This window comes from Neoalteromonas facilis (assembly GCF_002807665.1).
Taxonomy (GTDB): Bacteria; Pseudomonadota; Gammaproteobacteria; order Enterobacterales; family Alteromonadaceae; genus Alteromonas_E; species Alteromonas_E facilis.
On record NZ_PEAY01000006.1, the window covers coordinates 132,376 to 148,325 of the forward strand.

The 15,950-nt window shown below is 42.8% G+C and carries 15 protein-coding genes and 1 riboswitch; of the genes, 6 read left to right on the forward strand and 9 right to left on the reverse strand.

Features of this window, described 5'->3' with window-relative positions; genetic code table 11:
* The first annotated feature begins 152 nt into the window (after positions 1–152).
* Positions 153–881 (forward strand): substrate-binding periplasmic protein, encoded by a 729-nt coding sequence (locus CSH93_RS16055; RefSeq protein WP_100644380.1) that lies wholly within the window; start codon positions 153–155, stop codon positions 879–881.
* Between the two features lie 449 nt (positions 882–1,330).
* Here CSH93_RS16055 and CSH93_RS16060 read toward each other — a convergent pair whose 3' ends face one another.
* The 3 genes from CSH93_RS16060 to CSH93_RS16070 form a co-directional block, all read right to left on the reverse strand.
* The gene (locus CSH93_RS16060; protein WP_164078396.1) at positions 1,331–1,750 is read right to left on the reverse strand and encodes a nuclear transport factor 2 family protein; all 420 of its coding nucleotides are present in this window, start codon (positions 1,748–1,750) and stop codon (positions 1,331–1,333) included.
* Positions 1,751–2,095: 345 nt separating this feature from the next.
* Entirely contained in the window at positions 2,096–2,800 is a 705-nt protein-coding gene (locus tag CSH93_RS16065; protein ID WP_100644382.1) for a DUF4386 domain-containing protein, read from the reverse strand.
* Between the two features lie 3 nt (positions 2,801–2,803).
* A complete protein-coding gene (locus CSH93_RS16070) occupies positions 2,804–3,325 on the reverse strand; it encodes a hypothetical protein (protein WP_100644383.1) in 522 nt (173 codons plus the stop codon).
* A 150-nt stretch (positions 3,326–3,475) separates the two neighbouring features.
* Between CSH93_RS16070 and CSH93_RS16075 the strand changes: the two genes are divergently transcribed.
* Complete coding sequence (locus CSH93_RS16075; protein ID WP_100644384.1) at positions 3,476–4,528, forward strand: helix-turn-helix domain-containing protein; 1,053 nt, start codon at positions 3,476–3,478, stop codon at positions 4,526–4,528.
* A 411-nt stretch (positions 4,529–4,939) separates the two neighbouring features.
* Here the strand turns inward: CSH93_RS16075 and CSH93_RS16080 are convergent, their stop codons facing one another.
* Complete coding sequence (locus CSH93_RS16080; RefSeq protein ID WP_100644385.1) at positions 4,940–5,350, reverse strand: hypothetical protein; 411 nt, start codon at positions 5,348–5,350, stop codon at positions 4,940–4,942.
* A gap of 189 nt (positions 5,351–5,539) precedes the next feature.
* On the opposite strand from CSH93_RS16080, the gene CSH93_RS16085 reads away from it, so the two are divergent.
* Positions 5,540–6,004, forward strand: coding sequence for a YybH family protein (locus CSH93_RS16085; protein WP_100644386.1), 465 nt, complete (start codon positions 5,540–5,542; stop codon positions 6,002–6,004).
* Positions 6,005–6,022: 18 nt separating this feature from the next.
* Here the strand turns inward: CSH93_RS16085 and CSH93_RS16090 are convergent, their stop codons facing one another.
* Positions 6,023–7,087, reverse strand: coding sequence for a CNNM domain-containing protein (locus CSH93_RS16090; protein WP_100644387.1), 1,065 nt, complete (start codon positions 7,085–7,087; stop codon positions 6,023–6,025).
* A 284-nt stretch (positions 7,088–7,371) separates the two neighbouring features.
* On the opposite strand from CSH93_RS16090, the gene CSH93_RS16095 reads away from it, so the two are divergent.
* The 3 genes from CSH93_RS16095 to CSH93_RS16105 are packed head-to-tail and all read left to right on the forward strand — an operon-like array spanning position 7,372 to position 11,593.
* Positions 7,372–8,034, forward strand: coding sequence for a methylamine utilization protein (locus tag CSH93_RS16095; RefSeq protein WP_100644388.1), 663 nt, complete (start codon positions 7,372–7,374; stop codon positions 8,032–8,034).
* A complete protein-coding gene (locus CSH93_RS16100; protein ID WP_100644389.1) occupies positions 8,027–10,378 on the forward strand; it encodes a putative bifunctional diguanylate cyclase/phosphodiesterase in 2,352 nt (783 codons plus the stop codon). The genes CSH93_RS16095 and CSH93_RS16100 overlap by 8 nt, the downstream gene beginning before the upstream one ends.
* A gap of 12 nt (positions 10,379–10,390) precedes the next feature.
* On the forward strand, positions 10,391–11,593 hold the full coding sequence (locus tag CSH93_RS16105; RefSeq protein WP_100644390.1) for a hypothetical protein: 1,203 nt from the start codon (positions 10,391–10,393) through the stop codon (positions 11,591–11,593).
* 36 nt (positions 11,594–11,629) lie between these two features.
* On the opposite strand, the gene CSH93_RS16110 is transcribed toward CSH93_RS16105, so the two are convergent.
* The 4 genes from CSH93_RS16110 to CSH93_RS16125 all read right to left on the reverse strand — a co-directional run.
* Positions 11,630–12,580, reverse strand: coding sequence for a DUF4382 domain-containing protein (locus CSH93_RS16110; RefSeq protein WP_100644391.1), 951 nt, complete (start codon positions 12,578–12,580; stop codon positions 11,630–11,632).
* 203 nt (positions 12,581–12,783) lie between these two features.
* Positions 12,784–14,889, reverse strand: coding sequence for a zinc-dependent metalloprotease family protein (locus tag CSH93_RS16115; RefSeq protein WP_100644392.1), 2,106 nt, complete (start codon positions 14,887–14,889; stop codon positions 12,784–12,786).
* Positions 14,890–14,963: 74 nt separating this feature from the next.
* Positions 14,964–15,049: riboswitch (cyclic di-GMP riboswitch) on the reverse strand.
* Positions 15,050–15,228: 179 nt separating this feature from the next.
* Entirely contained in the window at positions 15,229–15,561 is a 333-nt protein-coding gene (locus tag CSH93_RS16120; protein WP_100644393.1) for a DUF3392 domain-containing protein, read from the reverse strand.
* A 216-nt stretch (positions 15,562–15,777) separates the two neighbouring features.
* Positions 15,778–15,950, reverse strand: a 173-nt coding sequence (locus tag CSH93_RS16125; protein ID WP_476692335.1) for an EF-Tu C-terminal domain-related protein, incomplete at its 5' end; no start/stop codon positions are given.

The following is a 15,950-nucleotide window of genomic DNA, read 5'->3' on the forward strand; positions in this document are numbered from 1 at the left end:
TCAATATTCGTCATTTCATTCCTACCTAGTTTCTATTTGTAACGTACATGCCAATCACTTTCCGAAGCCACCAAACGCTGTAAAAGAGCTGTCTTTACCGACCATCGTTGTCTACTCTTAGCTATAACACTGTATAAATCACAGCAGTAGGTATGAGAGTTAAGCAAGTTGCGGCAAGTTTTGCGTTAAGTTTATTTTGCATATTCAGTGTAAATGCGTCCGCTCTGCCTCAATGGCCACAGGTGCTTCATTGGGGGTACTTCAACTTTCCGCCGTTGTTATACACTGACCAAGCAGGTAGGTTAACGGGTCCACTCGCCGAGCGCGTAAAGCGCGTTCTAGAAAACGCGAATGTCCCCTACCAGACTATCGAGTATCCGAATAAACGCACTAAGTTAATGATGAATGATGGTCGCATTAACTTTAATGTGATGGCTAAATCCTTCCTAATAGATCCACAATCTAATGTCATCAGTGATTTCCCTATTTTAGAAACGAGTATTGGAGTTTACTGGCAAGCTGGAACAGCACCGTTGACCTCTCTCGATGATTTACAGGGAAAATCCGTCATTCTTATTTCGGGATTTTCATATGGAGAGATCCGACAGCAAATAGAAAGTTCTGCGCTAAATATAAAATCAGCTATGGAAGTCGAAAATCACGCCCGAGGATTGCAAGCCCTGCTTTTTAAAAGGGCTGACTATTTTCTCGGTTACACAGAACCTAGCAATACGGAAATTGAAACTCAAAGCTTACAAGGTATCAGTTCAATGAAAGTAGGCGCAGTCGATGTATATATGATTGTCAGCCGCGAAATGGAAAATGCGGACAAGCTGATGCGACGGCTCGAAAATTCGTACAAAGCACTCTACGAATTGTGATATTGAGTTCAACAGCTTCCAGCAACAAGTTTCATGCCTTTCAGATGGCCATGTCGCCCAAACTGGTTTGGAATAGCAATTCTTTAAAATCTACCCGTAATATGGGTCACAATCGCCGGTCAACCTCACGCAAGCATGACATATCTTAATATCTACTCTAGTTCGTCACCCTGATGAAAATCAGGTTCGGCTGGATATCTTCTTAAGTCCGTCATCCTGACGAAAGTCAGGATCGGCTTGGTATGTATTTCAGACGGTCAGCTTTGTAGCATATAAAAGACAAAGAGGGACATTAAGCGGACGTTCACTACCTCTTCGCTCTCATATACTTTGGGGCTTCTAGAAGTGCTGTAATCTATACTAGTTCAATCTTTCCGGGAGAGTTTAATAGGCAAGTAGTGGCACAAACCTTTAGTTATAGACTGTGCACTTGACAGTAAGTCTTCGAATTAACCATTAGTTTTAACACTTGCCGATACATTAACCAATTTCCACCCCCCTGATGCTTTGGACCAGACTTGCGTTCCAGCCCCTCCAGCCAATAATGAATCACCTGATTTTAAAACCACTTCAGCAATATATTCATTTACTAAAATAGCCGTACAGCGATTTAGCACTGTTATTTTTACTTTCGTAAATTCAAGTGAATTATATTTTTCAAGAGCATGTATCTGTTGACGATAATAACTTTCGAAGTCACTCAATTCATGAAATACACAGCCATCAAAGTTTAATGCAGTGAATTTTTTCTTATCAAAAAACGCCATGTAAGCATTAATATTGAGTGAGCTAGCGGCGACCGCTACTCCTTCGAAAGCTTGGTAAACTTCAGCCTCTATTTGTACGTCTAAATATTTATCTAAACTCATATTTTTTGAACACATCCTTTAGCAACGATGAGTGAAACGAGTAATAATATTTTTTAACACTATACGGATTATTCACTCCATGCTCGAAAAGTCATATGAAGCCTCCATATGCATATTTTATAGGCACCTAAATTTAACTCGTTGGTTTCAAGTCTGAAAAATGGTGTTTGAATCGCAATCTCGACCACTTTAAAACTAGGCTAGAGCAGTTACCAGAGTATGAATACCCAGTAAGGTTCGTTCTTATATATTAAAGTGAACTCTCTTCATAAAAGCTGTAGCACCTGCGAATATTAGCTTGGTCTCACATATTTCAGCCTTTCATGAAAATTTACTCTTTCTTAATCATGTACTTCTAGGTCCTGTTGAACTATTTTGTTTCATTGGGTTTGCTCCCATAATAATTAGCCATAAGCAGATCCCTATTTCTCCAATTGATGCTGGCTTAGAAACATAACTAGGTAAAATTAGTTCAGGAAAAAGCATTCTACAGAAAAATATTACGAGGTAACCAAAGCATCCTAGCATTAGGCAAACACCGATAACTTTGGGAATATTATTTGATTTATATGCGAGATATCCAAACGGAAAAAGCCACAGCCCCCAAAATATTTGCACTACTGAGATCCCATTATTATACGATTTCAATGACAACATAATCTTGGTTTGAATAGTTTGCATATCCAAGTGATTGAGATATGTAGCGTTACCAAGCAAAGTTAATACATCAATTTTATTTACCATATTGAATATGGAAATAGGTACGCTAACTGCTGATAGTATGACCATCATTACAGCTACATCTCTTTGGATGTCACGGAAAAGTTTATATAAAACGAATGGTAAAATTAGGTAAAATATATAGCTTAAAATACCTGCTACAATGCCTGCTCTGAAAAGCGATTCATTGTTTGAAATGTTTTCAAATGTCGCTGACGCATCGTTAAAATCTATTAATTGTGCAGGCACATAAAGCAAATTATAAATACCAGTTAGAACGACCAGCAAGTAGATAAAACCTGCTAATCGAGCTGTTGCGTTTTTAGACATCCCTTATTCTCCTGCAGGTTTGTCGCTAACTTCCTTTTTACGCTTCCAAGGTTCAATTGGGTGAGCAAAATATCTCCACCAAACATATTTCCATGGAACGCAAATAATTATTAAACCAACTCCAATTAACGAACCTTTGACGCTCACGATGCCCGGAATTTCCTCGCCTGCCAGCCATAGTGGTAACGCGACAACAGCTAACCAAACAGCTTTCCAGATGATTTCGAATAGCATGACGGGTAAAAAAGCTATTGGGCGAAACATGCCGCCAACAGCCAATATAGCAAGAGCAAATAGTAGCGAGTGCCCCACTCCTCGCCATGGAGTCCAGTCAGAAGGTCCCTCTAAAATTGACATCAACTGCCATCTACCGATGACAAACACTAATCCTGCAAAAAACAATCTAAGCCCCCAAGTTTTCCATAGGGGGATTACAGGGGGCGCCTCAAGCACTACCCCATACTGGCTTTGATTACTTTTACTTATTTCGGCACTTTCTTGCTCAATAGTAGGATTACTTTTCATAATATCTCTCGTTTGCAAAATTCGCCGCCATGGTGCCATCGATATAGACTTAAGAAGTGTCGAATTTCAAAATCGATGCACGAAAAGACAAAAAAATAGAAAAGAACAGAAGGTATTGTAAAATTTGTCAAAAAGAGTGAGGAGTAAAAGTTGGGGTCGTTGAATCTTGCGCAATTATTTGTAGTTGTACTGAGTCTGATATTAGCCATCAATCATTTTCGTCAGAGAGAAAAGCATCTATTACATTTAGTTTTCGCGATTTTTTGTGCATCCTCTTCTATGTACTTAACGCACAAGTTGGCCAGTCACTATTGGGAGCCATATCATCACTTGATTGGCACAATGGGAGTTTTTACATCAAGTGGATATTGGTTATTTGCACGAACATTTTTTCGAAAAAAAAATCCAATTAATCGCCACCACCTTCTTTTCGTAGGCATACTCTCATCATGCTTAATACTTCTGCACCTTTTACTATTTTCTGAAAAAATGTGGCCGGTAGATTCAGGTTGGCTGCCCAAACTGACCACCGTTTTAACAGAAACGGTGGCGATATTATATCCAGGCATGCTCATTCTTATTTTTTGGGAAGGCTACCGAGTATTGCAAAACGCAACTGCAATACAGCGTAAAATAGCCACCATTTTCTTAACATCATTCATTTTTTGCGTTGTCAGTGTCATGTTGTTAGGAGCTGTAATTTCTAAAGAATTTTTAGCCGGTACAGGGCGAGAATGGCTTTCAGTTTTCGCTTTCTTAGTAATACTAATTAGTACTCATGGGTTAATTCACTTGCGCCAACGACTGCTTATTCAACAGGAAAAAAGCACAGACTCCTCTGTTAAAGAAGAAAACATATTGGCTCATAAAATTTATACATTGTTAGCTGAAGAAAAACGTTTCTTGGAGCCAAATTTACGCGTTGTAGATATTGCTCGCGAGATTGACGTTCCTGAGTATCGTATCCGAGCTATCATGCTTAACCACTTTAATGCCAAAAACTTTAATCATTACGTTAACCGTATGCGTATAGAATACGCCAAAACCATATTGACAGCGCCGGACAAACAAGACTGGCCCATATTAGTTATTGGTATTGAGAGTGGCTTTGCCTCTGCTGCGCCTTTTGCGCGAGCGTTTAAGGAGTTTACAGGCTGTACACCCGGACAATATCGAAAAAGTAGCGGTAAAATAAACTTGTAGACTTCTTTAGGAACTTTTTTTAATTACATCTCGAAATATGTTTGAGAGTTAGTAAAAGCATAGCGAGAAGGTCCACCGTTCACCAAAAGCTGATATGTCTATTCTTTGAACAAATGTCTACAAAACGCACAAATTGATCATTCAGCAACTCACATTCGGCTTATTGTTGAACGACCGGAAGTTGCCTTAAGCCGACCGATATTCCTTTTTAAGCGAAAGCTTACTAATTATTTTTTAACCACAACTTTTCAGATTTGAAAGCATAAGCGTACTGTGGATACAGAAGTAATATGAGCAAGATAAAAGTTATGGTTTAACTAATTAAAGCGCCTACCGAACCTAAGAATTCGAACCATATGTATGACAGAGCGAGGACTTCGCCCAACACATGTTGCATGTATTCTAAAACGATTAATTTTTATTTGCAGACCAAGCCATAAGAAAATTCCTACCCTCTGATAAGGTTTGCCCCTCAATATCGCCCTCGATAGTCATTCTGCCTGACGTTGAATAGAGCCCGCTATTGTCTGAAGTGATCAGGGCGAAAATAAGAGTGTTCTCATAAAATGTATATCGAGCCGTCTGGAAACTTGTTTGATAAAAGTCTCCCTCTAGCGTCCCATCATCGTTGACTTTAGTTATGGTCATTTGTGTGCTTGATGGAGGTGACGTTGGTGAGTAATACAATGACACTTGCCATTCACCTACAAGTTTTAATTTTAGATCGCTTTGTATATCTTCTTGTTCTTCTCCCCCAGCGATAAAGCTAAATACAAGGAGAGCAAACGTGCAGTACAGTTTTTTGATGAAATGTTTTTTCATTGGGCTAGCTCTGAAGATCCATTGTTTTAACAATAGCTGTTGAATGTGAACCTTCCCACTCCTAATAGAGCAATGATTGGTTCTTGATTTAGTTTACGCGCCAGGGATCATTCATTTAACTGCTAACATTGAAGACGTCACCAATATAGAGGTATGTTCTACTCAGTCTAGGATGAATTTGGAATCGCTATGAATATTTCAACACGGGCATCGCTATTGGGCATCTGCGCTCTTATGATTACCTTCTCTAATTTTGTACACGCAAACGCAGCAAGCGATGCCGAGCAAGAAGTGCGTTCAGTTGAGTCAGCATTTGCCCAAACGATGGCAGACAGAGATCTCGATGCTTTTGCAAGTTTCATTGCGGAAGATGCCGTTTTTATCGGTCAAAACGCCTTGCGCGGAAAAAAGGCCATTGTTGATGCATGGAGCGCTTATTATACAGATGCCGACGCCCCGTTTTCATGGAAGCCTGAAACAGTTGTAGTCACTGGCTCTGGTGATATTGCCTTAAGTACCGGGCCCGTTACCAATCAGCAAGGTCGAGTGTTCGCGTATTACCACTCAACCTGGCGAAAGCAAGGCAATGGTGAATGGAAAATCATTCTGGATAAAGGTCACAAATATTGCTCGCCAACAAGTACCGAAAACTGATTTGATGGCGGGGTGTGACTATTGGTCGATTTGATGAGATTGCGCTTCAGCTAGCAACTTCTCTTGTCGCTTTGACACAATACGTGCAAGGCGCTTCATACTGACAGTATTGTCCTTTTCATCAATGATATCGACACCCAGTAGTTTCTCAAGCAGGTCTTCCAAGGTCAGAATTCCGACTAAACCGCCATATTCATCAACGACCAACAACATATGTACATGGTTGTCGATAAAATGATTAAACGTTACCGAAAGCGGCATACTGTCGAGCAAGGTCACTAATGGCTTAACGTACTCTTTTAAGGTTTTCTCACCATTCCCTCTCGCCTGTGCAACCAGCAGATCAGAGCGCATGACGTAGCCGGTCACCTTCTCATTGTCGTTATCTTCATAAACTGGGATGCGGGAAAATTCCAGGCTCCCATGTTTATGGAAAAACGCTTCAACCGTTGTACTTTCATCTACGGAAAAGATACGCGTTCTATGGGTTATGGCATCACGTACTTTCAAGCTGTGTAGGTTCAACACATTTTGCACAAAGGCGACTTCTTGGCTTGCCAGTTGCCCTTCTTCCGCTGACAACTTAGCCATCAGTTGCAGCTCTGTGCGATTCAAGCCTCGCAAAGGGCTGTCTTCTTTAAACCCTTTGGTCAACCATTCCGACATTTTTACGAACGGGTAAAGCACAAAAATAAGATACTTCAAAAAGTAGGCTGTGGCTGGTGCAAGTTGGCGCCAAAAAGTAGCCCCCAGCGTTTTAGGGATAATCTCTGAGAACACCAAAATAAGCAGAGTTAATACCGCGGAAATCACACCTAAATAGGCTTCACCGAATACCGCCGCAGCTTGGGCTCCCGCTCCAGCAGCTCCCATAGTATGCGCAATAGTGTTCAAGGTTAAAATTGCTGCTAGTGGCTGGTTAATATTGCCACTTAACTTTTCAAGCAACACACCTGACGCCTTTTCACGATGCTTTAAGGAAGAAATATAGGCCGGAGAGATACTTAAAATAACCGCCTCAGCGATAGAGCACAGAAATGAAAATCCAAGCGCAATCAAGACATAAATTGTCAGCAGAAACATAGTAGAAACCAAAAAAAGACCGACAGGTATTATGCAGCAGTTGGACTCTTCTTCAAGGGAATTTTAGCGCTAACATCTCTGCATTTCTCTCTGCGATTTATTCGTGTTTGTCGGTTCAATACACTAATCACTGGTTCTCTGAATCCCAAACTCGCTTGGTGTTTTTAAGTGATTCTTTGTACTTTATTCGCACAAATTAAGAGTTTGCTATTAAAACCTGTAATTTTTTGCGCTTAACACCTATCTCCTACTAAACTGATGACGAAGTGTAGTGGGAGATAGGTTTGTCTAAGTACACCATAATTTTGTTGCTGTTTACGCTATGCAATTTAGCCAGTAACAATGCAATTAGCGCTGAGTTGACTGTCACGGTGAAAAGCAAAGATGGAGCCGCACTGACTAACATTGCGGTACTGGTTTATCCTGAAAAGCAGACAGCCGCCTCAGCGAATTCAGTATCACTTTCAGCAGTGATGGACCAGGTTAACCGTCAATTCGTACCACATACGTTAGTCGTCCAAAAAGGTACGCGAGTCAGTTTCCCCAATTCAGACAGCGTCAAACATCACGTCTATTCATTTTCTCCAGCCAAGGTCTTTGAGTTAAAGCTTTACAGTGAAATTGAAGTCGACCCACTTTTATTTGAAACAGCGGGAGAAGTGGAATTAGGCTGCAACATCCACGATTGGATGCTGGGCTATATATATGTTGCCGATACTCCGTACTTTGCTCAAACAGATGAAAATGGTGTGATCCAGCTGAATGTGCCTGAAGGAAAGCATAAAGTTCAGTTATGGCATCCCAGACTCAAAGACAATGATAGAGACATGATGACAGAAGTTGAACTTGCCAATAATTCATCAAACATTACCCTAACCCTGAATGAAGATTTATGGCCAAGCTTAGGCGACTACGAAAAAGTAGAAGGCTTCAGTGACTATGATTAACCGTTTTCTTAATCGCTGTGTGTCATTAAGAACGAAGCTGCTCGTCAGTTTTCTAACTATCGTTGTCATTGTAACTACCATAACCCTCTATATTGTTCAGTCTGCCACCTACCGACATTCAACCGGTGTTTTGCAAAATTACGCAGAAGTGGCCAGAACCGTTATTCATGAGCAGCTAATAGATGCATCAAATGCCTTGCAGGGCGGAGCAACAACCTTAGCGGATGATTTTAGTATTAAGAAATTGATCATTGAGGCGCCAAGTGATCCCGCTTCTTTAGCACTCGCCATGGATAACTTCTCGCAACGCTTCAATGCTGACGGGCATGCCGTTCTGAGCATTGATGGTGATGTATTGTCAGCTTCCAATGGGCTTCACGGTATCGTTAAAGAAGACATAGAGACGATTGCGCAAGAAGGCACTACGTGGCTTTCGGTGGGCGGACGAGTCTTTTTAGCCAAAGCTGCACCGGTTAAAAATACCCCTCGCTCTCGCACGCCCATGGCGTGGTTAATCTTTACAAAATCTATCGATAGCTTGATGGGCGAAAACCTAACTCGATTAACCTCAATGGATGTTAGTTTTTTACGCGCACAGCAAGGTGGAACCACATTCTTAGCATCCAGTTATAGTAGCGATATTCAACGTGAGTTTATGCGCGCTGATCTCACTCCTATGTCCACTCTTACCGACAGCTACTTACCCAGTGCCCACTATATTTACCTCGTTTCGCCTATTGGGGTTGGTGATGGTTTAAACATATTGTTGATGCTATCAACGGTCGAAGAAAACGCCTACCTGTCTTACAACACATTGCTTGGCCGCTTGTTTGGCCTGCTTATCGTCGTTGCGAGTATTGCTTTACTTAGCGCCATACTCATCGCAAATGGGATCACCAATCCGATCCAAAAATTAGTCACAATGACGCAAAAAATACGCAATGGGGAAACGGTCAAGCATTTCCCTCGACAAAGTACGACTGAGGTGAACACGCTATCCTCCGCTATTAGTTCTATGCAGCAAGGTATTGCTGCTCGTGAGCAGGAAATTAACCGTCTGGCCTTTTACGATAGCGTTACACAACTGCCTAACCGCAATAATTTCATCCAACAGCTTGAACGACAAATTGAAAGTCACCCCAATCAACGTTTCAGTGTTGTTTTACTCGATATTAATCGTTTCAAAGAAATTAATGACACCATTGGTCATGTCGCTGGCGATGAGCTACTGAAACTGGTTGGCGAACGACTGCAACGCGGATGGCGTGGTAACCTGTTTATTGCGCGCTTGAGTGGCGACGAATTTGCGGTCATTGATACACAAAACGACAACACTGAATCACTCATGAGTGCCCTGCTTAATTTATTTAACTCTCCGTTCTTATTAGACAAACTGTCACTTGATATTAATGTCAGTATTGGTGGAGCCACCTATGATGATCACGGTCGCACACCAAGTGAGTTAATGCAGGCCGCAGACATTGCGCTGCACCATAGCAAAGCCTCGCACCATAAGTACGTACTGTATTCGCCTTCACTCAATACTTTCTCAATACAACGCTTGCGTTTAATGAGTGAACTTAAAGACGCCCTCACTACCGGCCAATTGATACTGTATTACCAACCCAAATTATTATTGGAATCCGAACAAATCAGTGCTGTTGAGTGCTTGATTCGGTGGATCCATCCTGAGCATGGTTTCATTCCGCCAGATGAGTTCATTCCATTAGCGGAACAAACCGGTGCAATTAAATACGTGACTCAATGGGCACTTCGTCAAGCTTGTCAGCAATACGATGCATGGCGAAAAGAAGGTCTCGATATAGCGATGGCGGTCAATATTTCAGCGCTGGATTTAACCGACTTATCCTTACCGTATATGGTTTCTACTTTACTCAATGAATTTGAAATGAAACCCGAGCGACTAATCCTAGAGGTTACAGAAAGTGCGGTAATGGCCGATCCTAAAATGGCAGTAAACGCGCTTACTATGCTAAGTCGCATGGGCATAAAACTATCGATTGATGACTTTGGTACTGGCTTCTCATCTTTGGCTCAATTGAAACAAATGCCAGTCGATGAGCTCAAGATTGATAAAGCCTTTGTATTGGAGTTGGCTTCAAATAATGACGACCAAACCATGGTACGCACCATTATCGCCATGGCGAAAAACTTAGGTTTGAGCACGGTTGCTGAAGGAGTGGAAGACCAACAGAGCATTGGCCTACTACAGCAAATGGGCTGCACCACAGCACAGGGTTTCCATATTTCTAAACCGCGACCAAGTGAAGAATTAACCCCTTGGCTGCACGAACAAAACTGTACGCGTTATCAAGGCGAATAAGGATTAAAAGCGATGAAGAGAATCATTTTGTGGTTGCTTCTTTTCCCCATGCTTGCATCGGCACAGCAAATCAGTGGCCGAGTTGAAGTCGCGTTAACCAATGCAGATGCTCTGCAAAGCTATCAGGTACAGGGCACAGGTATTTTGCGCGCTGAACAAAGCGGAATAGAGCTACAACAAAGCTTCGTTCATGTGCAATATGATCTATCTACCTCATGGAAAGCCGATGTCGTAGCCAATGCATATTCTGACGGCAACAAAAAACTAGGATTTACTCAGGCGTTTTTGCATTACAAACCACTGTCCCCCAATCCAGTTAAATTTTCTTCTCGATTGGGTTTTTTCTACCCCGCATTATCAGTAGAAAATATCAGCGACGGCTGGTTATCACCCTATACCTATACACAATCTGCCATTAATAGTTGGTTTGGCGAAGAGCTGCGGATCCTCGGTGCTGAATTTAGCGCTTCCTCCAATGGCCGTTCGCGCAGAAGCCCATGGAGCTGGCAATTACACGGCAGTGTTTTTAAAAGTAATGATCCCATTGGGTCTCTTATCACATGGCGAGGATTTGCTTTACATGATCGGCAAAGCTTACATAACGACCGCATTTCAATAGCTGCTATCCCGAGTATTGTTGATAGGGATACGATTTGGGGTCCTGACTACGTTAAGCCGTTTATGGAAGTCGACGGCAAATGGGGCTTCTACGTAGGTGGGCACGTGCGCTACTTCAGAGACACTGAGTTTCGTTATTATTACTTTGACAACAAAGCCGAGCCACGCTCCGTTAACGAAGAGCGGATATATGCATGGCGAACTAAGTTCCACTCACTTGCATTCCAGCATCAGATCAACGCGCAATGGCGTTTTATGAGCCAATTTTTGGATGGGGCAACCGATATGGGCATTCGTATTGTATATGCTGACTACACTGCCGGTTATGTTGCCTTATCCTATTCTGAAGGCGACAACCGCATTACATTTCGCTATGACCAATGGGATGTACGTGAAGAAGATAACAAGCCAGAGGACCAGAATAATAGCCATGGCTTTGGAGTTACAACAGCCTGGCGACACCAGCTTGATCAACAATGGGAAGTAGGCTTGGAATATCACATTAACAAAAATCGGGCAGCCAATAGAGTGCAACTCAACCTGCCCGAACAGGCAACCCAACAACAGTTGAAATTAGTATTGAGCTACCAGTTCTAGTGATAAGCCAAGCGAACCAGTGTATTCAGCTTTGAACTACTCGAATGCAACCGTTGTTGTTTGTGTAGCCTGTATGTTCACGGGTTGCATATTCTGAATGGTAAACCCATCGTCACTGCCTTCGTCTGATTCTGGTAGGTCATTTTCTGCCAAGCACGTGAAGCCAAGGGTGTAATCGCCTGCTGGTAGATAAGCAATTTCGAAAACGTATGCACCGTTGCTATTAAGCGACACCTCACCGATTGTAAAAGGTGACACTTCATTAATATCAGCGGGCTCATCAGCATCATCGCCGAGGTTTTCAATAGCAAAATCCAGCCCTTCGTATACGTAAACAGCATTGCCCACGTCTAAATTCACTTTATCCGCACAGGCTTCAGACGTGATTAAAGATTCGTCTACCGTTCCGTTTACAGTGCCTACACTGTCATTCTCGACTACACGTACCCCTCGTGGTTTGAGTATGATGTCACTCTGTCCAGGTGCATCGACTAACGACTTACGTAAATCGAACTCTATCGTGTAAAGGGCTTGCTGTGACTCGCTGATCGTAAAACCATCCAACTTTAATTGACCACTGGGTACCCTTAAATCAAACGTTCCGTTGTCCAGTTCAATGTAACTGTTGCTCGTGACATTCAGGCGTAACTGACCATATGTCCCAGGCTCAACTTCAATGTCGCTTAAGAGCGTTGCAAAATCTTCTCCTTGGAATGCTAGTAAATCAATTTGACGGGCAGTTCCAGCTGTATCTTCTACTGTAAACGTCAAAGGGTCCCCATCTCCTACTAACTCCACAGAATCAAACTCAACGACGACCGCCACCGCACTATCTATTGGCGCGTCTGAAACTCGTAAGGTTAAGGTAGAAGGTGCTGGTGCCACTGGAGCAATAGGTGTTGGAGAGCCGCTTTCAGAAGAGCCTGAACCACCACAAGCACTCAATAATAATACCGACGCTATTGCTGAGAATTTAGAAAAATGCATACGGAATACCTCTTTAATGACTTCGTGTTGTATTCTGCAAGTTAAAAGCCAACCAATATTAATACCGTAAAATCATATAGTTACATTCAAGCTAAGAAGAATAAATGTATAAAATTACACATTGTTGTGAATTGACGTATCTAAACGGCTACACCGGTTGAGGCAAAACGACTCAACCGGTGTTTAGACTGACAACGAATCAACTATCCTGAGCACTTTTTACCGCGGCAAGGCTTCTGGCCGCCGTCGTCACTGGATGTCACTGTCACTTCTACCCATGCCGTCCAAGCTGACGCACCAGCAGCATTGTTGGCTTGTACGCGATATCTAAATGCGCCATCGCCACTCTGATCAATGATGCTTTGCACATTTTCCGAGGTTGAAGCAACAACTTGGGTTGATTGCCAGCGTCCATTCTTATGTTGCTTTTCTCGTTCAACGGTAAAGCTCGTTTCATTTACGCTCGTATCAGTCCAAGAGACTAACGCTGTGCCATCTTGGCCATCGCTGACTTGTAGACTACTTGGCGCAGATGGTAACTCTACTGGCGGCGGTTCAGCAGCTGTAATAACACACTCTACCGCCGACTCAACGGTTGCATTGCCACTCAAATCTCGTGCAGCTACAGTAAAGCAATATTGACTGTCTGCCTGTAGACCGCTTAACGTATATTGCGTTTCACTTTGCCATTGACTATCAACACACCCTGAACTTCCCGAAGCACACACAAATTGATAAGTCACAGCACCACCACGGTCATCTGTCGCAATAAGAGCTTGCATCGTTATTTCACTCGGGCTAACAGATGATGGTGCTTGGGCAAATCCCATTGGATTTGGATCAGGAGGAGTAGTGTCGGCAACACCCTTGGTGATTTGACCACTAAGGTAATAATGCCCCTGACTACCATAATCTGATGCATATGGCCCTGCACTACCGTAGACTTCTAATGTGTATAGGCCTTCAGCCAATACTGTACTGATGGTTAGGTTAGTCTCTATATCTTCTGCACTATCAATTAGCATTGCGCCATCTGCATCATACAAACGCAATCCAATATCTAAGTTTGCGCCACGACGGGTGCTGCGAGTAAAAGCATCCCATGCTGGTGTTGCAGTAAATTCAGCAGGCCCTGCGCCAGCGATAAATTGAAAACGGTCTGCATCGCCGATTTGGACGATCCCTTTGTTAGCCGATTCCACATTGCTTGGATCCAGCTCTCTATTCGTTGCTGAAAAGAAACCACTGTCGTCAGCAACTAAAACTGTCGGTGCGTTAGCATCACCTTCTACATCTTGGCTACTGCCTAAATGATTGCTGATGATCGCAATATCATCCTGAGTCTGATTTGCATCGGTATATTCGCCGCGACTCCATTGAGTCACATTTTTATAATACCCAACACCCATAATAGGCGCCCAACTTGATGGTTCACTGTCGCTTCCAAGCCCGCGAAAGTAGCTAACAGATGATGTTCCATCATGGCTCAAACCAAAGTTATGTCCCATTTCATGTGAGCCGGCCTCAGCCATGTAGCCAGCGTTGCCACTGCCTAATCGATTGTAATAGACCAACGCGGGCTGATAATAAGTGTAGTTACTGCGCCCCCAAACTCCGACATATGCAACGCCGCCAGCACCTTGACTCGGCATCGCATTGCCATTCGCGTCAGCGTCTTTTGTAAACAATAACCAACCCGTATTCGAGTCAAAGCGTTCAGGCGCCTGAGTCGTAACATTAACGTCAAACGCGGCGAAATCATCAGCAATACGTGTCCATATTTCATGGATCCGCTGACGCTCAGTTGCATTGAAGGTTAAAGGGTCGCCATCTAAATCATATGGTACGCTTTCATAAGTTGTGCCGCCGCCCCATGCTTTACCGCTTATGACACCACCATCGAAATCTAAAAATATGGTATTGGCTGAACCAGGATTGCTATGTAAATCAAACACATCTATCGGCGGTAAAGTCGAATTCGCTTCGGCACTGCTTTGCGTTGCTGTTGCTTCTGACGTTTCGACTAAACCCTCTTCAATATAAAAGAGCTCTCCGCTTTCATCGACATCGAGTAATAGCAAATCAAGTGCAGGAATACCTAGCGATGATAAACGTTGTAACACACTCTCTCGTACGTGTGGTGGAAGGTTCATTAAGCTTTGTTTAAGTCTCCCTTCGGGTATTTTTTCAAGTGCATGTGGAGGAGGAGAGTTTTGTGCCCCTTGGTTTGCTGCATATCCAGCCATGGAGTAAGGCATGCTCAATATGGCCAACAAAAGAGGTAATCGAGCTAATTTAAATTGATTCATGAGTGTGCTCCAAATTATTACTGCTTGGTCATTTGGAACGGAATGGTAGTTGACTTTAGTCTTAAACCTGGCCAACCAGCAATCCCGCTGTCATAGAGCTAGGCTCCTTAGACCGGTGACTTTGCGCCCCACCCTTTCGAATGGTTTGCCCTTACGTCAATTGACGATGTTGCATCAGCTTAGCAAATGTGAGGTACTTTCAAGTATGACGAAACTTATCTTTGTGTGACTGATAATACGTTAGTGCGAGCCAAACAGAATGTGCGTCAACAAAGAAAAGGGCGCTCTAGCGCCTTTCAAATTCATTAATGTCTGAAACACATGATGGATTGTTCGAAGCTATATATATCGCCTGTTCTCAGCCAGATATCCTAGTAGTAAGAACACTAAAATAATCACCAGACCGCGATAAAGGGAAGGTACTAGCATTAATGCGTCTTTCACAACCGGGCTTAAATAGACAATCAACAACCCATAGCCAAAAGCACAAATAAGAACGAATATTCCCGTACGAATAACGAAGTGATATGGGCTTAAGGCACGTTTAATGTGTTTATTGATCACGTCTCCGTAAACCACTAATAACGTGGCTAAGATGGTTAACGCTATTTCAGAATAATAGGGACTGACCCAAGAAGTAATATTTTGTAGCGCCGTGTTCACAAATTCCATGTTCAATGCTCGCCTCATCTAAACTTGCGCAAAGGATATCAAAATTTACTTATTCTGCCTGAGTTACTTTGCCGGATGTTCTATAACGTTACTGCTGTCTGGCTAGCTGCGTTAATGCCGTTGAAGCAATGTGACGTAATTAGGCAAAGAGCTGGCACAAAAAAGGCGCTACAAGAGCGCCTTTTTCAATTTCTAGTGTTATCTAGACTTGAACAATTAGTCCAAAATCTTAGATACAACACCCGCACCTACTGTACGACCACCTTCACGGATTGCGAAGCGTAAACCTTCGTCCATCGCGATTGGTGCAATTAGCTCTACAACAAACTTCAAGTTGTCGCCTGGCATTACCATTTCTACGCCTTCTGGCAACTCAACAGCACCAGTAA